The 24,597-nt window shown below is 31.0% G+C and carries 12 protein-coding genes; all 12 read right to left on the minus strand.

What is annotated here, in order from left to right; translation table 11 throughout:
* Entirely contained in the window at positions 1-2,055 is a 2,055-nt protein-coding gene (locus tag DIS07_RS02180; protein WP_181374508.1) for a polysaccharide lyase family 8 super-sandwich domain-containing protein, read from the minus strand.
* A gap of 100 nt (positions 2,056-2,155) precedes the next feature.
* Positions 2,156-3,364 carry an alginate lyase family protein gene (locus tag DIS07_RS02185; RefSeq protein WP_109403575.1) on the minus strand — a complete coding sequence of 403 codons (1,209 nt, stop codon included), beginning with the start codon at positions 3,362-3,364 and terminating at the stop codon, positions 2,156-2,158.
* A gap of 39 nt (positions 3,365-3,403) precedes the next feature.
* Complete coding sequence (locus tag DIS07_RS02190; RefSeq protein WP_109403576.1) at positions 3,404-6,433, minus strand: sugar-binding domain-containing protein; 3,030 nt, start codon at positions 6,431-6,433, stop codon at positions 3,404-3,406.
* Between the two features lie 90 nt (positions 6,434-6,523).
* Positions 6,524-10,513 (minus strand): two-component regulator propeller domain-containing protein, encoded by a 3,990-nt coding sequence (locus tag DIS07_RS02195; protein ID WP_181374509.1) that lies wholly within the window; start codon positions 10,511-10,513, stop codon positions 6,524-6,526.
* Between the two features lie 199 nt (positions 10,514-10,712).
* Entirely contained in the window at positions 10,713-11,753 is a 1,041-nt protein-coding gene (locus DIS07_RS02200) for a GntR family transcriptional regulator (protein WP_109403578.1), read from the minus strand.
* Positions 11,754-11,872: 119 nt separating this feature from the next.
* A complete protein-coding gene (locus DIS07_RS02205) occupies positions 11,873-13,318 on the minus strand; it encodes a sulfatase (protein WP_109403579.1) in 1,446 nt (481 codons plus the stop codon).
* Positions 13,319-13,336: 18 nt separating this feature from the next.
* Complete coding sequence (locus tag DIS07_RS02210) at positions 13,337-15,022, minus strand: sulfatase-like hydrolase/transferase (protein ID WP_109403580.1); 1,686 nt, start codon at positions 15,020-15,022, stop codon at positions 13,337-13,339.
* Between the two features lie 34 nt (positions 15,023-15,056).
* The gene (locus DIS07_RS02215) at positions 15,057-16,586 is read right to left on the minus strand and encodes a sulfatase family protein (protein WP_109403581.1); all 1,530 of its coding nucleotides are present in this window, start codon (positions 16,584-16,586) and stop codon (positions 15,057-15,059) included.
* Between the two features lie 25 nt (positions 16,587-16,611).
* Positions 16,612-17,574 carry a family 43 glycosylhydrolase gene (locus DIS07_RS02220; RefSeq protein WP_109403582.1) on the minus strand — a complete coding sequence of 321 codons (963 nt, stop codon included), beginning with the start codon at positions 17,572-17,574 and terminating at the stop codon, positions 16,612-16,614.
* Positions 17,564-20,311 (minus strand): family 78 glycoside hydrolase catalytic domain, encoded by a 2,748-nt coding sequence (locus DIS07_RS02225; RefSeq protein WP_109403583.1) that lies wholly within the window; start codon positions 20,309-20,311, stop codon positions 17,564-17,566. The genes DIS07_RS02220 and DIS07_RS02225 overlap by 11 nt, the downstream gene beginning before the upstream one ends.
* Positions 20,311-21,810, minus strand: coding sequence for a sulfatase family protein (locus tag DIS07_RS02230; protein ID WP_109403584.1), 1,500 nt, complete (start codon positions 21,808-21,810; stop codon positions 20,311-20,313). Before DIS07_RS02230 ends, DIS07_RS02225 begins: the two co-directional genes overlap by 1 nt.
* A complete protein-coding gene (locus tag DIS07_RS02235; protein WP_109403585.1) occupies positions 21,807-24,584 on the minus strand; it encodes a family 78 glycoside hydrolase catalytic domain in 2,778 nt (925 codons plus the stop codon). The genes DIS07_RS02230 and DIS07_RS02235 overlap by 4 nt, the downstream gene beginning before the upstream one ends.
* Between the last annotated feature and the right edge of the window lie 13 nt (positions 24,585-24,597).

Genomic DNA, 24,597 nt, shown 5'->3' on the forward strand with positions numbered 1-24,597 from the left:
TTAATTTCTTTTTAATTGCAATTGAACCGTTTTTCCTGCTTGTTCTCCTTGAGGTAAATGAATTACAAAATGAGTTTTACCATTCTTGTAATTACTATTTTTAATACTATAGTTCCCTTTAACAGATACGCCAATTTTAGTGAGCTTTTGAGAAGGGTCGCTAATTGCCAAATCTAAATAATCTAACTTTTCTTCTAATAATATCACACAAGGTGCATCTACAGAAATTCCTTCTTTAATTGTAGTTGTTCCTTTTTTATAAAATACAAAACCTGCCTTTTTTTCATCAGACGAAACAACAGACTGTTGCACTTTGGTATTCATAATTTTAAAAGGATTGTTTTTGTGCAAGCTCTTCATTTTTTCTTCAGAGGCATTTGGCACTAAAATGTATCTATAAGATGCATTTTTAGGTTGTGCGCCATGAGATAACCACAATTTAAAAATATGCTCTGTGAGAATAACTGGTCTGTAACGTTTTGCAACTTTGTTCCAACTACCTTCTAATATTTGGGTAGATAGGTTAGCATTACCACCTTTAGGAAATAAATACCCAATATTATCATGCAAAATCCAATCTGGTGTAAATCCTCTTTTTCTTCTGACGCTAGTTTCTAAAACACCATCTTTTCCGATTACAACGCTACCTTTTAAGAAAGATTGATTTATTGATGTTACAACTTGATGGTTTGCATTTGTAGAAATTCCACTTCCTAAACAAATAATTTTATCATCAAACATAAACCATGATTTTTTGGCTTTTAAGCCATCACGATTATAATCTAAAACTGCAATTCCGTTTTTGCCATTACTAACACCTCCAACAAAAACACTATTGGTTTTAAAGCCACTAAATTTTATAATTGGTAAAGGTTTGTTATCTTGAATAATTGTAGTTCCTGGTAGTTTTTTCCAGTCCCAAAATGGAAAGATATTTTCGTATTCTTTTCCTGTTGTTGATAATATTGAAACTCCATCTCCCAAATAGTATCCTTGAACATTTTCTTTATTAACAGATTCAGTACCAACAACTCGCTTTGAACTCATTTTAACCGAAAAATAGAAATCTTCCGTTCTGTGCACTTGAAAATCGGATTTCCAAAAATGTTTATTTCCAGATAACATTTTAGTATCTATAGCCTTATCATATTCTTTTGAAAATTTTTTGTCTAAATTTTTCATTTTTTGAATACAAATTTCTAAACGGGCTGCTTTTTTGCGTTGTTCGTTGTTAAAAAGCTGTCTTCCAGATGCACTTACATCGTATATATTGTTATAAATAATCCACTGCTGACCTTTCAAAATGATGTTTCTAAGAAAATTAATTTTACTTTCATCAAACTGAAAAGATGTGTTGCTAACTAAAGTATAGCATTTTATCATATCTTCTAAATAAGACAATCCATAATTACCAAATTGCAATTGTGCACCATGCTCATGGTAAGACCAATCTGATTTAACGCCAACACCTGTTGCTATCTGTAATTCATTTTGAATAGCTTTACTGGCAATGGCTACTGAATCAGGTTTTCGTAATAACAATGAGCGCAACATTACATTTGTAGCTAACCAAACTTTATTCTGACCAGACATTTTTATTCTTGCACGATGCAACAACACAGTAGCTTTGTTTAACTGCTGTTTCGTTAATTCATTTTCTATTAAAAAAAGAGTTGGCAATAATAATTCTGGAACACCTATGTGTTGATCATGCCAATTGGTACTTAAAAAATCGTTATCTAACCAGTAATTTAAACCTTTATGTATTTTTTTTGAAAGATGCTTATCTAGATAGTATTTAGAGGTTTTTGTTTTGTAATTAATAGCGAACTGTTGCACATATTTTAGATGTTTTTTTACAGGCCAACCTCCTCTTATTTTATTTGTATAATCTATAGTCGACCATGATCCATCTTCTTGAAAATTTTGTAATAATTGTTTAATTTCATCATCATCATTTCTTTGATTTACAAAATAATTAAGCACATTTTTATGCAATTGTGTTAAATCCTTTGGATAAGAAACTACTGAGTTATTTTCAACTTTTGAATCCACACAACTAAACAGTGTAATTGTTATAAGCAAGATAAAAAAACATGTGACATATAACTTCATAAAAATGGTGTTCTGTTAAGCTATTTTTGCTTTAAATTATTTAGTGCATCTTACGATTAATCTTTTTTAGTTTAAGAAGTGAGTTGTCAAAAGAATCATCTTTAAAAATTTTACGAATCAACTTTAAATCTGATATTATTCTTTCTTCGGAGTATGTCCTGCTTTTAATTTGCTGGTATTCCCATTTCTTTTTTTTGGTAAGAAATGGTACCATATATTGATATCCTGTTTTTATACTTCTGCCGTCTTCTGAGGTTTCGTTCCAAAGATCAACACCTACTTTTTTACCAATAATTGCCAACTCTAAAAATCCATGTAAATTCATTACCGAATATGAAAATGATTTTGTTCTTGCTAACTCTAAAGGTTGGCTACCGTCTGGTTCTATTTGACTAAAAATTCTAGATCTTGTAATTGTTGAAATGTAGGTTTTAACTTCCTCTATTTTATTTAAATACAATAAAATATTTAGCAGTTGCGCATCATAGTGTGTAGCATGGTTATTTTTTCTGGTAGCCTCTTCTTTACCTAACACACTATTTTTTAACCAATTACTATATTCCGTAAACCAATTAAACATTCCTTTTTCAGTATCATTGTCTAGAATACCCTTCTTGCTAGCGATTTCTAAAAATTTAATAATTTCAATAATATCTCCAAACTCTATGATACCAAAACATCTTCCCTCCGATTTCCCTGGAACACTTTGTCCGTAGTTAATATTAGGATTCATTTTTGTAGCTTCATCTAGAAACCAAGCGTTAATAAACTCAATATTTTTATTTCCATACTTAATATCATCACTAAAAAAATAGGCTTTACTAAGAGTTTTAATTGCAGAGATAAAATTGCTTTTTTCTACTATGTCTGTAAACTTATTTCTAGTCTCAGGATTTACTTTTCCATCTTTTCTAATATATGGTAAACCGTCCTTAGTTTTTGGATTTGGCCAATAATATGGGCCAATACTCATATAATCATGCTTACTTTTGCTTGGTGGAATCCCTGTTTTATTTACTACAGAAAACACCGCTCTATCAAGTAATTGATCTGCTTTATTAATTAAATTTTTATAATTTTTTAAAGCTTTTTTATTTCTACTATTCGTAATATGTTTTTTTTTTGATTCTAATTCATCAAAATCAACAACATAAATCTTTGAATTATTTTTTTGCGAAAAAGCACTATAACATAAACTTATTAAAAGTATAAAAAATATGTTTTTTCTGTGCTTAAAAAGATTTATCATAAAAATTTACATTTATTGTAATTTATTTTTCTAATAGCATCAATCGATAAATAATTCATCTATATATGGTCCACTTTGACCGGTAGTCTCTAATCTAATACTATTTGCTCCTGATTTTAATCTTAAAATAGCTGGAACAAATTTCCATTCTTTTTCCCATCCACCAGTGGCTTTAAATTCTATAGTTCTTATATATTCATCGTTTAAATATAGTTTCATAGGATGTAACTTATTTTTGTTATTATGCATATACCTAAAACGCATACTATAATCTCCTTCTTCTCCATCATTTTCTTGATAAAATTCAACTGATCCTTCCATCCCGTCAAAACGGACAAACCCACTTCCTTTGTAGCGTCTAGCATCTCTACTTGCTTTTGCACCTCCTTTTAAAATACCTTCTTCAGCAGAAATATTTACACCTCTACCAATCCACATGTCTTTAGAATGTTCATCACCCCAAAACAATCCTTCGTTTTTACCAAAAGTTTCATTCATTTCTAAAATGATTTTACCATTTTGTTTTACAACAGCTTTTACTGTTGTACCATCTGAAACTTCGAATTCATTTGTATATAACATTCCTTTTGAAATAGGATTATCTCCATTAACGGTATAGTAAATTGATAAGTCAGAAGATTGATTATCTCCTAAAACATTAACCTGTCTAGTATCAATTGTAATTACATTTGAACTATATAGAGCTTTATCACCTAAAATTGAGGCAGTTATTATTGAAGCTTTTTTCGCATTTGGCTGCTCTCTTAAAAATAACCTTGTCTTCCCAAAAAACAAAGCTCTAAAATTTGATTTTGTTCTACTTGTTGGATCTATTGGATTTCCATTTTCCATGGAAATCGTTTTTACATCACCTTGAATGTTGTAATAAACTTTATTTTCGCCGTAAGGATATAGGTTATCATTTTTATCTAAACTTTCTGAAGTTATGATATAACTTGTCGTAAAACTATCTTCAGCATCTAATTTCTCAATGGTTGTTTTTAATGTTGATGGTTGAGCACTTGTACTAAATGAGGTTCGTTTAACTTCTTTCCCGTTAATATACGCCACAGCTTCTAGCTTTCCTTCTTGATAAGGTACCATCCATTCGCATTGCATTTCATTCCAAATAGTTCCTGGTTTATCTTTTCCTAATGATTTTCCGTTTAAAAATAATTCAACTTCATCAGCATTAGAATATACCCAAACAGGAATAACCGTTCCTTTTTTCATTCTTGGATGTGTCCAATGTGGTAACATATGAATCATAGGTTTTGTTGTCCATTGACTTCTATAAAAATGAAATAAATCTTTTTTAAATCCGGCTACATCTAAAGCGCCTCCCATAAATAGATTAAAAGGTAATCCACCGTGCACTAAACCTGCTTCTCCATAATAATCAAAACCTGTCCATCTAAATTGTCCACTATGCCAAGGAGTATCTCTAACAACTTCCCAATACTTTCTAGCTGAAACTCTTACAGTAGCATTATCATAAGATGAATTAAAACTTTGTTTTCTGTTTCTCCAATTTTTAGGATTAATACCCTCGTAAAAGAAAATTTCTTTTTCAGTTAAATTGGGTAAAGGATAAGTGCCAGGAAGTTCATTGTCTCTCCACCAAGTTTGTGTTCGATAATAACCTCTAGTTTGCCAAGTATGCGGCGCTTCTGTAGAAATAAAAGGTTTTTCAAGAGTTTTACCTTCAATAAAAGATTTGGTTTCAGATCCTCCATTTACACCCTGAATATCCATATCTTCTGGATTTCCTGCTCCTGAAGTAAACAATCGTGTTGGATCTAAATTTCTTCCAAATTCCACCATTTCTGGAGCAACATCACTATGGGTTTCGTTACCTAAACTCCAAACAAAAATGCTGGCATGATTACGATCTCTTGTAATCCATTCTTTTACATCGCGTTTCCACCATTGATCAAAAGCTTGTTTTCCATAATCTTGAGGTGCTTTTTTGTGCCAACCATCAAAAATTTCATCCATAACCAAGAGTCCAATTTCATCACAAATATCATAAAACATAGGTGGTGTTGGGTTATGAGAAGGACGGATAGCATTAATTCCCATATCTTTTAAAGATTGTAATTTCCAACGTAACAAAGGTTTTGTCCAAGCACCACCAACAGGACCACCTTCCCAATGTTCGCAAACACCTTTTAACTTTACGTTTTCTCCATTTAACCAGAAACCTGTTTTCGTTTCCCATTTTACAGTTTTGAATCCGAACCTTGTTTCTATTTCATCAATTACTTTTTTGCCTTTTAAAATTTGTGTGACAGCTTTGTATAAAATTGGACTTTCCGGGCTCCATAATTGTGGGTTTTTTACTTCAAATTGATAACTAGGATTTGATGACTCTAATTTTTCGCAATTATTGGTTAACTCTTTTCCTTCTGGAGAGAATAGTTTTACCTCGTATTTCAACTTTTTTATTGCTCCATTAACAACAGCATCAACCACAACTTTTGCTTTATTTTTATTGATGGAAGGTGTTTTTATAAAAATGCTGTTGGGTTGAATGTGCGTTTTGTTTACCTCAATTAATTTTACGGGTGCATATATTCCACAAGGGTGATACCACCTTGCTGAAGGTTCTAAAGCATTATCTACTCTAACTGCAATAGTGTTTTTTCCTTCTTTTAAATATTTAGAAATATCGTATCTAAAACTAATATACCCGTAAGGTCTCTTTGCAATGTAATTCCCGTTTATCCAAACTTCACTATTCATATACACACCATCAAAATTGATGTAAGTGATTTTAGATAGACTTTCTTTTTTTACATTAAAATACTTTCTATACCACCCAATTCCACCATCATGATAACCACCACCCTGTCCTTGATCACCACCTTTTCTAACTCCTTTTTCAAACGACCAATCGTGAGGGACATTTAAGTTTGCCCAAGACGAAGCATCAAGTTTTTCTTTTGAAAATGAAGGATTATCTTCTAAAATAAAGTACCAGTTATTATTAAAATTGATTTCTTTTCGCTGTGCATTGAATGAACTAACACAGGTAAATAAAAATAGTATTAGGAGTAATCTTTTCATTTCTTATTTAGGTTTTTAGATAATTACCAAACTTAATTTTATAAAACTAAAGAATAATCCTGTACTGTCAGGATTATAAAGTATTATTTTCTACAAGTTAGTTTTGAATTTTTCAGAAAATTCGCTAGGTGTTAAATTATATTTTTTCTTAAAACATTGACTAAAATACTTAGGCCTCTTAAAACCTACTTTATAACTAACTTCTGAAACACTAAATTTGTCTAATTCTAATAATTTTGCAGCGTGTTTTAATCTTATTTCTTGAATAAAATCATTAGGAGTTGCATTAGACCAAGCTTTAATTTTAGTAAAAAGCATAGAACGACTTACACCTAAATCTTCACTAAATTGAGCAATATTAAAATCTTCGTTTGCGATATTGTCTTTTACAGTTTTAAATGCTTTTTCTAGTAATTTCTGATCTAAAGAAGTTAAAGAAACGTCCATAGATTCAAAACTTTGATCTGTCAAAAACTTTTCTTTGATTCGTTGTTTTGATTCTAAAAGATTTCGAATTTTTAAGTTAAACTCTTTTAAATTAAACGGTTTACTAATATAATCATCTGCGCCACTCTCTAGACCTTCAAATTTGTATACTAAAGATGTTCTAGAGGTTAATAAAATTACAGGAATATGACTGGTAGTCAGGGTTGTTTTTATTTTAGAACATAGTTCTGTACCCACCATTTCTGGCATAATTACATCACTTATTATAAGATCTGGTAAATTTTTAATAGCCTTTTCTAAGGCAACTTTTCCATTTTCTGCTTCTAACACATTATAATTAATTTTTAAAATCTCTTTTATAAAAGACCTTAAAACGGCATTATCTTCAACAACAAGAATTGTATATTTTTTATCTTGAGTGATTAAGTCTTGAATATTATAATCTGTTTTTACTTTTGGAATGTCTATTTGAGAAACATACTGAGAAACATCATCGCTCATTTTAAAATTTTCTATAATCTCATCTGAAGACAAATGCTTTTTGTCTAATTTTAATTTTACCGAAAATAAAGCTCCTGAAGGTTTTACGTTTTCTACAAAAATGCTTCCATGATGAAGTTTTACTATATTTTTAGCAATAGACAAACCTATACCTGTTCCTTTAATATATTTTCCTTCTCCTTGTTTATGAGCAGCCACTTCAAAAAAGCGATCAAAAATTTTATCTATATATTCTTCTGCAATTCCTACACCAGAATCCTTTACAGTAATAAAAACGTTTTCTTTGTCTTTGGTTATATTTATAGAAATAGTTCCACCTTCTTTGGTATACCTAAAGGCATTAGATATTAAATTATAAAAAACTCTTTCTAATTTATATCTGTCATAATAAACACTAATCTCTTCTTCTGAAGTATTAAAACTATAGTTATAGTTTTTATCTTTTGCATATTCAGAAAACGACAAATATATTTCTCTTAAAAATTTTACAATATTCCCCTCTGCAGCTTCTAGTTTAAATTGATTACTTTCTAATTTTCTAAAATCCATTAATCTATTAATTAGCCTTAATAGATGATTGGTACTACTTTCAATAATTCTTAACTTTTTATATGTTGCGTTTGTTCCTTTATAGTTTTCTAAAACATTCTGTAATGGTCCTAAAATTAAAGTTAAAGGTGTTCTAAACTCATGAGAAATATTGGTAAAAAATTGCAGTTTGGCTTTATTTAATTCTTCATTTTTTTTGTTAGCTATATATTCTAACTCTAATTTATCTTTTAGCCTTGTTTTTGATTGAATAAACCATGAAACTGTATAAAAAAGAAAAAAAAGTAAGAGTAAATAAATAGTGTATGCCCACCAGGTTTTCCAAGGGGCAGGATGAATAATTATTTTTATGTTAGTAGGTCTATTATTCCAAACATTATCATGATTTGCAGCTTTTACCTGAAAAGTATATGTACCTGCTGTTTGAAGAGTAAAAAAGGCTTCAGTTTGTTTAGTAAACGTCCATGTATCATCTAACCCTTTTAAACGATATGCATATCTATTTCCTTTAGAATTAATATAATTTGGCAACGCATAACTTATAGAAAAATTAGAATTTGTATGATCTAGTTCTAACACATCTGTATAATTCAAGCTTTTTGATAAAACCTGGTTATTATCATTAATAGCTACTAGTTCATTTTTAATTTTTAACTTAGATAGTACCACTTTAGGCACCTTTGTTATTTTTATAATTTTTTTAGGATTAAAAACAGTAATTCCATATAAATCTCCAAAATAAAATTGATCTTTTAATTTTAGACTAGAATTTTCTCTAAAACTATTATTAACTATAATGTTCTGATTGTAGGTAAAACTTTTCCCTGTATTAGAATTGTATTTTACAATTCCCTTATCTGTACTTATCCATAACACACCTTTTTCTCCTTCTATAATAGAATTAACTTTTGAAAATCTGTCTTTATAGAGAATATTTGCTTTTTTAAAATCTTCTTTATCAAATTTATAGAGTCCTTTTGTTGTAGTGCCTGCCCATATGTTATTATTAGAGTCTTTAAAAACACAACTTATATTGTAGGTGATTAAAGGATTGTTTTTAAAATAGTTGCTTACTTTAAAATATCCTTTGCTATTCACTTTAATTATAGAAACCCCTCCCATACCTCCAATAACAAGATTATTGTTATTATCTATGGCAATGCTTTTTACTATGTTTGTTGCTATTTTTGGTCTTCTGTATGTTTGGAAAACCTTCGTTTTTAAATTGTACTTAACCAGTCCCTTACCAAAAGTACCTATATACAAGTTTTCTTTTAAATCTTTTTTTAATTCAATAATTGTTGTATTTCTTAAGTAGTTATTTAGATCATTAGAAAAATAGTTAAGTACTATTTTTTTTGTGTTTATATCTAGTACAATTATGCCTTTATTTATGGTTCCTATAAACAGTAAATTAGGTTCGCAAAAGAACAATGATTTTACTGTATAATTAATACTATTATCTGCATTACTAATTTTAAAAATTTCAAACACATTGCCTTCTTTATCTATTTTATTTACTACCCCTTCTTCAGTGCCGAAAAAAACTACACCATCTTTACCTGCTATAATACTATTGGTTATATTTTTATACGAATTGCTATTTTTAAGATGCAAAAAGTTTTGGTAAGATTTGTGCCATGTCATAACACCTCCATTTTCTGTACTTAACCAAAAGAACCCATTTTTATCTTTATAAATGCTTCTTATAAAATTTTGAATATTACCATAATTACTAAAATTACTTTCTTTAATAACAGTAGTCTTGTTTGAAGAAGACACAATATAAAGACCACTTGTAGAGGCTATCCATAAATTTTTATCCTCATCTATTTCTAAATCTCTAACATCTAAATTATCTGGTATATCTAAATCTTTAGGTCTAAAAAATTTTTCTGTTTTTTTATTAAAATTCAAGTACCCTTTATATCTAGTTGCGATACCTAGTATATTAGGAGCAACTTCTTTTATACTATTAACATAAGACTTGTTTTTTAGTATATCAATTTTATATTTTTTAACCTTAAATTTATTGTTTTCATCCTTTTCGACCTTAATAATACTTGAATTTGTAGCTAACCAAATAATATTATTTTTGTCTAAATAAATATCATGTATCGAATTAAGACCTGTTTTTTCGTTTCCTTGTAAAAATTTAATAAACCTGTTTTTCTTTTTTTCATAAATAGACACTCCATTTGCAGTACCAAACCAAATATTACCAGATGGCATTTCTAAACTACTAATAATTAAACTGTGCGTTAAAGAATTTTTTTTTGAACTCCTTTTGTAATACCTTCTAAATGTATTATTTTTCGGGTTGTACCTATTTAATCCATTGTAGGTACCAACCCAAACATAGCCCTCTTTATCTGCCAAAACATTAGAAATCTCGCTATTACTTATACTATACCTATCTTTTGGTGAATTTCTATAAACTGTAATCTCTTGACCATTGTATTTGTTTAATCCATTACTTGTTCCAAACCACAATTGTCCAAACTTGTCTTGAGCTATAGATGATACTGTATTATTAGATAAACCATCTGAAATATTGATATTTCTAAAATTATAAATGCTCATCTGAGCATTTATATTTACAATATGAATGAATATTAATAAAAAAAACAATTTAGCTTTCATTAAAAAATTCGTTGAGTTTTAAGTTTAGAATATATTCCCGAAGGTAAAAAATAGATTTTATTTACTCATATATTATCTTTATAAAATAAAAGGAAGTCTTTTAAGACTTCCTTTTATTTTATAAAGATATCAAAAGCTATTAAATAGAATCTCTTTCTATTAATTTAAAAGGTACTTTAACTTTTTCTATTTTATTATTAATAATCATTTTAGCAGCCTGCTGCCCCATAGCATTAAAATTTGTAGATAATACAGTAATTCCTAACAACTGTTTTAAAGGAGTATCATTGTAAGAAATCACTCCAATTTCAGCACCTAAATTGTACTTACTTTCTTTAATTCTATTTACAATACTAACCAAATCACTCTCTTCAATTGTGATAAACAAATTTTTGTTTTCTAATTTTGTTTCATTAGTTATTTCCTTAATAATTTCATATTTAAAATTATTTTGGGTGCAATATTTTTCAAATCCACTTAATATATTTTTCGGGTAAGGATAAAATGAAGTATTTGGATACACAATGGTTAATTTGTCGTATTTGGATATACTTTCTGCTCCTTTATTTAAAGCTGCAATAATATCATTTTCGTAATCTTGATATACTTCGATAAAATTACCTTCTATTTTATGGTTCTTATTGTCTAATAAAATTAAATCTTCTTTAGGTATTTTATTAATAGCTTTCTTTACTTTTTCTGTAACACTTATATGTGATAGGTCTTTGAGTCTAAAATGAGGCATTATTACATAATAATCATAAGAAGATTCGTACTTTTCCATTAACTCTAAAAATAGCGTTTCATCACAATGATAACTATGAAGATCTACATGACATCCATCACCCATTTCCTTTGCAAAAGAATTGTAAACTTCCATTTTAAAAGGGCTTAGTTTATTAACTAAAAACAGTACATTAAGTTTTGATATTATCTGATTTTGAGAAATATAAGTACCTTTCCCATGGACAGAAACCACTAATTTTCGTTTTTTTAAAACACTATAAGCTCTCTCAACAGTATCTCTAGATAGAAAAAACTCTTCACTTAATTTATTGATTGAAGGAATTTTATCACCAATTTTAACATTTCCTATAGTAATATTATGGATTATAGAATCTATAATCTGTATATACTTAGGAACCACAGAGTTAGTATCTAATTTAATATATTCAATCATAATTTCTTGTTAAGAATATTACTGTAAAATTATGAAGTCACATCAAATTAATAATCTGATTTATGGTAACTAAAAGTTTTTTAACACTTTTCTATACTATATTAATAATTTTAATTAAATTATTTTTTTCTTGGTTGATCATTTTGCAAAAAAGGTTTGTCTCTCGGAAATTGCTTTTCCAAAAGTTTTTTCATTTTTTGTTCTATCTTCTTATATTTTTTATTTCCTGATAAGTTTAGATAAGAAAGTAAGCTATTTTTATGTTCATACAATTCAGCTTGTAAAATTTCATGAGTTTTAGCATTTCTCCATTCTGTATAACGCCATTTTCCATCAGTAGCTGTAACACCCATAATTTTTTTACCCCTTGCATAAACACTTGTTGCGTATTCATCTCCTTTTTTATTGGGTTTATTTATAATAGACAGAATACTTTTACCATCAAATTCTGGACCTTCTAAACCACATAAATCAACGAGTGTAGGAAAGATATCTACATTTTCTACCAGTGCTTTAGAGGTTTTTCCTGTCTTTCGTTTTTTATAATTGGTTTCTCTACTAACAATTAAAGGAACTCTTGTATCTATTTCCATATTAGAGTGCTTACACCAAGCTCCATATTCGCCTATTTTGTATCCATGATCACTCATAAATATAATGGTGGTGGTTTTTCTCAAATCCAAGTCTTCTAAAGTTTGCATAACCTTACCTACTTGAGCATCTACATAACTAATTGAAGCATGATAACCATGGATTAAAGTTCGAGTTAACTCATCATCTAAATCACCATCTTTGGGAATGCCATGATAACCTTTCAATTCTCCCCATTTTGTTAAAGATAATCTATACACTCCTTCCGGTTTATTTCTAGAGGGAACCTCAAAATCATTTCGATTATACATATCCCAATACTTCTTTGGAGCATTAAAAGGTAAATGTGGTTTACTCAATCCTACAAACATTAAGAATTTATCATCTTTCAGTTTATGTAGTGTTTCAATTGCGTATTTGGAAGCACGACCATCTTTATAAGCTTCATCTGCTACATCTGCCATATCAAAAGCGGGGCCTTTTGGATTTTTTCCTTCTTTTTTTAATTGTTCTATTATTGCTATATTTTTTGGGTCATTGTAAGTGTTTGCCTCTTTTCCAAAATACACAGACCATTCTTTTTTATCGTCTGAACTGTGATGATATACCTTACCAATACTAACCGTTTTGTAACCATTTTTATTAAACAATTGCGGCATAGACACCACATCTTTATGAATCTTGCGAAGAGGTGTAAAAATACTGTAAATACCCATGGTTTCCGGTCGTAATCCCGTTAATGTACTCATTCTCGAAGGTGCACAAATGGCTTGTTGCGAATAAGCTCTATTAAACATCACGCCATCACTAGCTAATTTATCTATATTAGGTGTGATTGCTGTTTTACTTCCGTAACAACCTAATTCTGCTCTTAAATCATCTACATAAAACACCAATACATTGGGTTTCTGTTCTTGAGCAACTGTTGTTGAAAAAGAAAAGCTAATTAGAAATAAGAAAAATAACTTCTTCATTTTATATATTGTTTTTTACTAGTTCGTAATTTTTTGAGCTTTTGTATACGCTCCTGTTCTATTTAATTCGTCGTAAATTCTCATTTTCCAGTAATAGGTTTTACCCTTTTCTAACTTGAGTGCTTTTGGTTTTACAACTTCTTTGGTATTGCCTTTTATTTTAGTACTGTTCCAAACATCTGCAATATTTTTGTTGATATTTTCTTGAGAAGAAGCCAATAAAATTTGATAAGCCGATTGTTTTTTTGAATCTTTAGACACAATCCAACGGAATGCTTTACCATCAAACGTGTTATTTTCAATAATTAAAGCATAAGGATCTTTATACTTTTCTATTAAATCTTCACATTTTGCTCTTAAGTTGTTTAACACATCTTGATATTGCTCATTATGAATAAGATTGTTTGTTTCTCTAGGATCATCTTTTAAATTATACAATTCTTCAATAGACTTGTCATCTACATATCTAAAATACTTCCACTCTTGGGTTCTAACCCCTTCACTTGGCGCTATATTTTTAAAGTCCCATAAATGCTCTATTAAAATCGTATCACGTTCTAAATTCACATTTTCTTCGTTAATAAATGGTTTTAAACTTTTTCCATGCCAACTTTTAGGTGCTTCTACACCTGCAAAATCTAAAATAGTTGAAGGTACATCTATATTCAAAGCCATTTGTTCTACATCTTTATGTTCTTTATTTCTAGGATCATAAATAATTAAAGGCACTTTTAAAGAATTATCGTACATCAACCATTTCCCAGAAATTTGTCTTTCTCCTAAGAAAAATCCATTATCGCCCATTAAAACGATAATGGTATTATCTGCGATACCTTTGGCTTCTAATTTTGTTCTAATTTTGGCTATTTCATTATCAATTCCAGCAAGCATTCTAAAATACCCTTTAACACTATGTTGGTACTTTTCTGGAGTATCATAACGCCAATACCAACGTAAACGATTAAAGCCATCTTTTACCAATTGTGGCAATTTATTATAATCTTCATCTGAAGAAATATTAGCATCTGGCACGGTTACGTTTTCTAAAACATGATTGTTTTCTTCTTGCCAAAAATATTGCTCAACTGTATTATCGCTAGCATGAGGTGCACTAAAACTCAACTGCAAACAAAACGGTTTGTCTGTTGGTGCTTTGTCTAAAAATTGCAATGCTTTTTCTCCTGTATAGCGCGTTAAATGTACCGTATCTTTACCTAAAGTTTTATAGTAATAGCTGGTAATATCTTTACGATCGTATCTTAAATCGTAATTTTCATGAACATCATAAAGAGAGTCTAGTTTTTTATATTTTACTCCAAATTTACCATACAACCCCGTATAATATCCTGATTGTTTTAAAACTCGTGGAAAAGCCTGCTCCATATACTCATCTTTCATTGCTTTACTAGTAAAACTGTAATTGTGTGTACGTTCTTGCAAACCACTAAATATACTTGCTCTACTTGCTGCACAAATAGGTGTTGTTGCTATGGTATTTTTAAAAAATACGCCACTTTTAGCTAATTTATCCATTTCTGGAGTGTGCGCTAGTGCGTTACCAGTATAACCTAAAGCATCCCATCTTTGGTCATCGGTAAGAATAAAAATAATATTAGGTTTTTCTTCTTTTGTTTTAGAAGATGTTTTTTTATTACAAGCTAAAAATGATAATCCTATTATTGATAGTGCTAGTAATTTATTCATTTTAATAATATTGATTAGTGTTTATATAGAAACCTTAGTTTACTGGTCTTGGAGATTGTACTACAGGTTTTATATCTCCAATATTTTTATATTTTCCTTTTCCTTCATTAAAACCCCAAAACGGAATAGCATGCTTCTTTTTATCAAAAACATAATTGTATTTTTTAAGATAATAGTCTCTCGATTTAAATTCGTCGCCTATTTCTGCTAACCTCGCATTTAGCTTTTCGTCTAAATCTTTTTGAATGGCTTCTAATTCAGGTTTACCCAATAAATTATTCATCTGATAAGGATCTTTTACATTATCAAAAAACATACTTGGCCCTTCAGGTGTTCTAGCATAGGTATATTGTTTGGTCTTTATAGCACGATAAGGTGGATCATTAAAATTCGCTCCAAAAGGTGCAACATTCATTACCAAAGCAGCACGATCTGCATTTGGATCAGGCTTTTTCATTAAATCAGCTAAATTCTCTCCCTCAATCGTTTCTGGTATTTTAATATTTGATAAACTTAATAAAGAAGGTAAAATATCTGGTGTGGTTAAAGGTGCATTTACAACTGCTCCCTTTTGAGTATTTATTCCTGGATATTTAATTAAAAAAGGCACTCTAATAGATTCATCCCAAGCCAATTGTTTTACAAAAGGCTTAATGTTATGTGCCCCCATCATTTCGCCATGGTCTGCGGAAAATACAATAATCGTATTTTCTGAAAGATTTAAAGCTTTTATTTGTTGTAATAAGCGTCCTATAGCTTCATCCGTAGCTGTAGCGTGTGCATAATATCCTTGCAATTCTTTCCTGCTTCGTTCTTCATATTTTTTGGAAACATTCGGATTCAATTTTAGAGATTCTGGAGGATACATGTCCTTATATTTTTTTGGTGCAGAACTATGTGGATAATGTGGTGTAGCTATAGAAACTACCGCTAAAAAAGGTGCTTCATCTTTGGCATGCTGCGCTAAATATTGGTTTGCATCTTCTACAATTGCAAAAGGCGAATATTTATCCCAGTGTTTCAACTCTTCATTATCGTTATCATAATAAGGCATTTTTGTATAATTATGAGAACATTCTAAAGCTCTCCAAAAATCGAATCCTTGACGTCTTTCTTTTGGAATATAAGTAGAACGACCATGACCATCTAAATGCCATTTACCCCAATAAGCTGTATTATAACCTGCTTCTTTATATATTTCTGCCATACACAATTCTTCCGAAGGCAAATACACGTCGTTTACAATCATTCCTGTTGTTGTTGGGAATCTTCCTGTAAATAATGCTGCCCTATGCGGAGTACATACAGGTGTTACAGATACCGTATTTGTAAAATTGACAGCTTCTTTTGCAAATGCATCTAAATTAGGTGTTTTTACATCAACGTTTCCTGCATATCCTAACGCAGAGCCTCTCCATTGATCGGTTAAAATGTATACAATATTTGGCTTTTTAGATACTTCTTTAGAATTCTCTGATACTGACTCAGATTTTGTTTCTTTTTTACAACTTAATAAAGAAACTACGGTTAATAATAGAGTTATCGAAAATAATTTAATTTTCATTTTTTAAATAATTGTTGGGTTGGTTTTATTTAATTTTTTGAACTCCTTCTTTTGTTGCGTAAATTTCTTGTATTGTTCCGTCTTCGTTATAATATAAATATTCGATACACGTGTTTCTTCTAAATTTTGAACCTCCATTCCAACCTTGCCAGTGGTAAAAGAAATAATGTTGCCCTTTATACTCAACTATAGAATGATGATCTTGTCTTTGCTTTGGATTGATGGCTCCTTTGTATTCAAATGGTCCATAAGGACTATCTCCCATAGCATAAAAACCACCTAAACCTGCGTTATAAGAATAGTAATACTTTCCATTGTATTTATGCATATAACTGGCTTCAAAGAAATTTTTAGCTCCATACGCTATACTTCTAGGAGTTTCAGCCAATTCCAAAAGATTGTCTTTTAACAAAGCCATTTTTGGCTCTCTAACACCCCAGTACAAATACGTTTTCCCATCATCATCTTCGAAAACACAAGGATCTAACCATTGCCCTTCTACTCCCTTAATCCATCCTACATATTTAAAAGGCCCCTCAGGAACATCACTTACTGCAACTCCACAACGCATATCGTCTTTATTACCTTTTACAGAATGAGGATACAATAAATAATACTTGTTATTTTTATAAATAGCAGTTGGCGCCCACATCCAACCAGGAACTCCCCATGGAATGTCTTTAGAATGTAATATCTGTCCATGATCTGTCCAATTAACCATATCTGTTGATGAAAATGCGCGGTACCCATCCATGGTATTGTAATTTACTGCATCTTCTGCATCTCCAGAAGTATACATCCATACTTTACCATCTTTCCAAATATGTGCGGATGGATCTGCTGTTCTTACATGGCGAATAACAGGATTATTCTCTGTAACTTCTATAACCTGTTCTTTTGGGTTTTCTTCTGTTTTGGCTTCCTTTTTGTTGGTTTTACAACTTAGCAAAACAGTTATAGCACAAATTAAAATATATTTAATTTTCATACGATTCTAATTTTGATGTGAATTGATAGGTACCTGGTTGTACTAAAAACGTTGCGTTTTCTTTTTTATCGCTCAACATTTCAACATTTTCGTTAAAATTACTAATAACTCCTGGTACTATAACCTTTGCAGTTGTATTTGGTGGGATGGTTACGTCAAGTGTCAATTTTCCTTCTTTTATTTTCCAAGAAGAAACTACTTTTCCATAAGGCGTATTTAAACTAGCTGCCGCTGATGTTAATGGCTCTTTTGGTACAGGCGCTATTCTAATGGTTTTGTAACCCGCTTCTAAAGGCGCAATTCCTGCAATACGCTCGTACATCCATTCGCCAATGGCACCATAAGCGTAATGGTTTAAGCTATTCATGTTTTGCGGATTGAAACCATCTTTTTTGCTATAACTGTTCCAACGTTCCCAGATAGTGGTTGCACCTTGATTGATTGAATAAAACCATGAAGGATAGGTTTCATTAAATAATATCTTATACATCAAATCTATCTCTCCTGTATTATCTAAAACTTCTGATAATAATGGTGTTCCTAAAAATCCTGTTCTTAAGTGATTATCGGCTTCTGCTATTTTTTCTAATAGATGCTTTTTTGCATTGGCGTTATTTTCGTCAGACAATAAACCAAACGCTAGAGCCAGTAAATAAGAGGTTTGCGTTTCTGCAACATCTTTTACTTTTCCGTTTTTAAAAAACTTGTTTTCAAAAGCTTTGGCAACTGATTTATACAAAGAATTGTACTTTTCAAATTCTTCATTTTTGCCTAAAGCTTTAGCTGTCTTTGCTGTTAGGTTTGCTGAATGTGCAAAAAATGCAGTTCCTATTAAGCTTTTAGAGGTATCTCCTTTATTATCGCCATTTTCAGGAAGCGGTTGTAACCAGTCCGCAAAAAATCCCATTTTAGAAATATAATTTTTTGTAACACTTTCATGGTATTTTACCCAACCTTTCATGGTTTCAAAATTCTCTTCAAGGATTTTTTTATCTCCAGTTCTTAGGTAAATCTTCCAAGGAATAATGGTACATGCATCTCCCCAACCTGCACTTACCTTATTGTTAAATAACACATCAGGTACTACCCATGGTACAGCTCCATTATCATATTGCGACTCACCAACACTTTGCATCCAACTTGCCCAAAATTTATATACATCTGCATTAAACATAGATGCTGGTGCAAACACTTGTGCATCGGCTGTCCACCCCATACGTTCGTCACGTTGTGGACAATCGGTTGGAATATCGAAAAAGTTCCCTCTTAATCCCCAAACGATATTGCTTTGTAATTGATTTAACTTTTCGTGAGACGATGTAAATGTTCCGTTTTCTTCAAAATCTGAATATTGAACTAAACCTGTTACCCAATCTTTTGATGGGGTTTTTGAAGTGTCATATCCACTTAATTCTACATACTGAAATCCGTGAAATGTAAATTTTGGCATCCATTCTATAACACCATCTTTTGAAGCTGTATAGTAATTTGTTGACTGCGCACTTCTATAATTTTCAGTATAAAAAGTACCATCTGGAGACAGCTTTTCAGCAAATCGAATTTTTAATATTTGACCTTTTTTCATAGGTACTTTAAGCAATGGCACACCTACCATATTTTGTTGTAAATCAAAAACAGCTGTTCCTTCTTTTTCAACAACCTCCTGTGTTGCTAACTCAATTTTAGTTTTAACAGTGGTATGTCTTTTAGGTTCTAAACGGATGTTATTTGTTAAAGGAAAAGTATTTACTGACTCCCATGTTTTATCATCAAAATTATTTGTAGTCCAATTTGGCATTTCTAAGTTGGCATCATAGGTTTCACCATCATAGATTTCAGAAACTCTTATCGGACCATTCGTTGTACCTTTCCAAGTATCATCAGATAAAATCATTTCTCTTGAACCATCTTTCATAATTAATTCTAACTGAGCCAAAACTTTTGGAGTCTCTGTATCACTCCAATATGTTTTCATCCAACCTAAACGTCCTGAATGCCATCCTGCAGCAACTTCAATACCAATCGTATTTTGCCCAGATTCTATTAAATCCGTAACATCATAAGTAATGGTTTCTATACGCACTTTATAAGGTGTATATCCAGGAGGCATCACATCATCACTAACATCTTCTCCATTTATAGCCACATCAAACACGCCTTTTGCTGTAATGTATAATCTTGCTGAAGCTACATCATTAGACAATTCGAAACCTTTTCTTAAGTATTGGGGTCTGTGTAAAATATTGTCTTGACTTCCGATAACTTTTTCTCTTTTGGTATCTAAACCAATCCATTTTGCCTTCCAATCGCTATTGCTTAACAAGCCCAACTCAAAATGACTGATTTCACTCCATTTCGAACTTTCATGATCTTGATCCCAATATTTAACTTGCCAATATACTTTTTGACGTGATTGTAAAGCTGCTCCAGCATATTTTACCCAAGTAGATTGTGCTGTTTGCTGTTTTTTAGAGTTCCATAAATCTGCATTGTCAGGTAATAAATCTGGGCTACTAGCCACTACTATTTGATATGCTGACTGACTTAAAACGCCTTCTGAGACTGGTAATTGCCATGAAAAACTAGGTGTTTTATCATAAAATCCCAACGGATTTTCAAACCCTTCTGAAATGGTTAATTTTTGAGCTTCTGCTATAGTTGCTTGTTCTTTACAAGAAACAGATGTGCATAATACAATGATACACATTAGCATGTAAAAAGATGGTTTTAAATTCATTATTTAGTTTGATTAATTTTATTTTCAAATAATTCTACAGGACTCTTTGAATAATTATATTCCCAAGTTTCCTCTGGCTCAACACTTTTAAAATCTTTTTCAACATAAAATTTATCATTAAATGAAGCCATTGATTCGTATGTTAACTTTTCTAATTCAAGCCTTTTATTTTTATAAACTGGGTTATAAAACAAATTATTCAATTGATTTGGGTCATTTTTCCTATCAAATAAAACATTGTTCATTTCAAGTGGATTATCTCCTCCATTCATTGTAAATGTATATGCTTTGGTTATTACACCTCTCCAACTGTGTTTTTTTACAGTGCCTCTTTCAAAATTAAAAATGGGAACAAAATCGACAGCCGTTTGGTCATTTGTCAATAAGGCACCTGAAAGGTCTTTTCCATCATATTTTTGTTCACTCTGTATATCCATAAAACCCAAAATGGTTGGCATAAAATCTAAATTTCCAAAAAGTACATCTGATTTGCTATTAGGTTTAATTTTCTTGGGATATTTAATAAGAAACGGTGTTCTATTCGAATAATCATATGGATATTGCTTAGGTAATATAGCTCCGTAAGACTCTAGCATATCGCCATGATCTGCCGTAAAAACGGTTAGCGTATTATTTTCTAAATTAGTTTCCTTTAGTTTATTCATTAGCATACCAAATGCTTTATCAACTCCACTAATCATAGACATATGACCATGATACATTTCGATTAAATCTGGAGTTGGTTCAATACCTTGTCTTACTTTAATAGAATCTGGATTATACATAGACATGAGTTCATCTAAGGTATCATATCTGTAGTGGCTTTTTCCATCTTTACCTTTCTTTTTACCCCAATCATGAGGTGGATGCCATGAAACGACAAGCGCAAATGGTTTACTTTTATCTATAGTATCTAAATAGGTTAGTGCTTGTTTTGTTTGCCCATACACTTCCCATTCATCAAAAAACTCTTTTTCACCTTTTTCGTTCCAAAAAAATGATTTATAAGCTCTAAAATCTAAATGACAATTGTTGGTAATTACCTTATCAAACCCATAACGTAAATCTCCTTTAGGAATACCTCTATCCCGATCTCCTCCAAGAAGGTGCCATTTCCCAATATATGCCGTTTGATACCCTTCTTTTTTTAACTTTTGAGCCAATAAAACACTTTTGTTTGGTAGCAACGGACAATCATTTGTAAAGGCTCCATTTTTTAATGGGTGCATACCACTCATTAACATCCCTCTAAAAGGCGTACAAACAGGTTGATTTGAAAAACTATTTTCTAATAACATCCCTTCTTTCGCAAACTTGTCTAAATTGGGTGTAATTACTTGTGTATTGCCATAGGCACCAACCATATCATAAGAATGTTGGTCCGATAGGACAATTAACAAATTTGGTTTAATTGGTGTTTTTTGTTGCTCTTCTTTTTTTGAAGATAAACATCCACTTAAACTAATTGAACAAAGCAATATTAGAATTGCGTATCTCATTTTTTTGATTCAAATTTTGAATTGATATTATAAGTACCCGCAGAAACTTCTATTACTAGTTTATCTTCTTTTTGGTCAATTATTTGATTCTTGCTTATTTTCACACCATTAACTTCCACGTCATTACTATTTGTTGTTGGAATACTTACCAATGCCGTTGTATTGGGAGGAATAATAACATCAAGTTTAAAAGAATCATTCTCAATTTTCCAAGATGATGACGCTTTTCCATAAGGTGTTTTTACACTGGCGGATGCTGATGTTAAAAACTCGGCATTTGGTATGGGGGCAATTCTAATTTTCTGGTATCCTGGTGCTAAAGATGATAAACCAGCGATACGCTCGTACATCCATTGACCAATAGCGCCGTATGCATAATGATTCAGGCTATTCATAGGCTGTGGATTATAGCCATCGGCTTTACTAAAACTATTCCAACGTTCCCACATGGTGGTTGCCCCTTGATTGATAGAGTAAAACCAAGATGGATACGTTTCTTTAAACAAAATTTTATACATCAAATCTATTTCTCCCATATCATCTAAAACCTTTGGTAAAATTGGTGTTCCTAAAAAACCTGTTCCTAGATGATAATCGGCATTTTTAATTTCTTCCAATAAATATTTTTGGGCTTTTAGTTTGGTTTCTGGTTTAAATAAATCAAAATATATACCTAGTAAATAACTTGTTTGAGTTTGTCTTTCTTGCTTAAACTTTCCATTTTCATCAAAAAACTCATTTTCAAAAGCATTGGCGACTGCTTTGTATAAATCTTTATATTTTTTTGCATCATCCGTTTTTCCTAAAGTATTAGCTATTTTAGACACTAAATGTGCAGAATGTGCAAAAAAAGCAGCATGTATTAGGTCTTTTGGAGTATCTCCTCTATTCCCTAATTTCCCAGGTTTAGAAGGATAAGGTTGCAACCAATCTGCAAACGAATGCATCTTTGGTAAATAAGGTTGTTTTTTCACTTTCGATTGATAGTAGCCAACCCATTTTTTTGCTGATTCGTAACTTTCTTCAAGCACAGTAATATCTCCAGTAGTATTATAAATATCCCAAGGAATAATTACAGCAGCATCACCCCAACCAGAACTTCCACTTTTGGTTTGTAATACATCAGGTACAATAAAAGGCACCATACCATCTTTATGTTCAGACTGATTTTCTCTTAAACTTTGCAACCAAGCTGTCCAAAATGCATGCACGTCATAGTTAAACAAAGATGTTGGCGCAATTACCTGAGCATCTCCTGTCCAGCCTAAACGTTCATCACGTTGTGGACAATCTGTAGGAATATCGAAGAAATTATCTCGTAAACCCCAAATAATATTACTTTGTAATTGATTCAATTTATTGTGAGATGATGTAAACGTTCCTTTTTTCTCAAAATTAGAATGTTGTGCTATACCTTGTACCCAAGAGGCGTCTGGTTTCGCATTTTTATCGTAACCACTTAATTCTAAAAATTGAAATCCGTGAAATGTAAATTTTGGGGTATATTCAATCACTCCATCTTTTGCTGCAATATAGTAATCAGTAGATTTTGCTGAACGATAATTTTTAGTGTAGAATGTATTGTCTTTTAGTAACATTTCAGAAAAACGAATTTTTAAAGTATCGCCTTTTTTCATAGGAACTTTTACTTTTGGCACGCCCACCATATTTTGTTTTAGATTAAAAATTGCGGAGTTTTCTTTAACTGAAACTATTTCTACATCTTTTAAAACGGTTTGATTTTTTACGGTGAGATGTCTTTTTGGAGCTAATTTAACATTCTTAGCAATCGCCTCAACTTCAACCGATTTCCAGTTAGAGTCGTCAAAAGCAGCAGTATTCCAATTTGGTATTTCAAAATTTGCATCATACACTTCGCCATCGTAAACACTTGCTAAACGTATTGGTCCGTTGGTTGTTCCTCTCCAAGATTCATCAGAAACAATGGTTTGTTTTGAGCCATCTTTCAGCACAACTTCTAACTGACATAGAATTTTTGGTGAAGCAAAATTTTCATACAATGCACTACCTCTACTAATTCTTCCTGAATGCCACCCAGAAGCCAACTCAACCGCTACAACATTTTTACCAACTTGCAAAAGTTCAGTAGCATCATAAGTCAATGTTTCTATGCGATGATTGTATGGTGTCCACCCCGGAGTCATAACATCGTCACTAACATCTTTTCCATTTAAATGCACATCAAAAACACCTTTTGCTGTAATATATAGTCTTGCTGAAACAACATCCGAAGCTAACTCAAAACCTTTTCTTAAATATTGTGGTCTGTGCATTAAAAATTTACGAACTCCTTTAATGCTATCTTTTGCAGTATCTAATCCTGTCCATTGGGCTTGCCAATCGGAATTATTTAATAGTCCCAACTCAAAAGAATTGGTTTCGCTCCAATCTGAAGCCTTTTCATCTTGGTTCCAATACCTTACTTGCCAATATACTTTTTGTCTTGATTTTAATGCTTTTCCTTGATACTTTACAAAAGTAGATTGTGTACTTTTTTGCTTTTTAGAATTCCATAAATCAGCATTATCTGGTAATAGTTCTTTTGACGACGCTACAAGTATTTGGTAAGCAAATTGCGATTTAATTTGTTCTGAAACAGGTAGTTTCCATGAAAACGTTGGTTTAGCGTTGTAAAAACCAATAGAATTTTTGAAACCTTCTGAAATGCTAAGTTCTTTTGGTTGTTGAATATTAACTTGAGTACAAGATATTATTGCTATAAAAAAAGTTAAAATAAAATATTTGAATTTCATCTTATTGATTATG

This window comes from Polaribacter aquimarinus (assembly GCF_003129485.1).
Lineage (GTDB): Bacteria > Bacteroidota > Bacteroidia > Flavobacteriales > Flavobacteriaceae > Polaribacter > Polaribacter aquimarinus.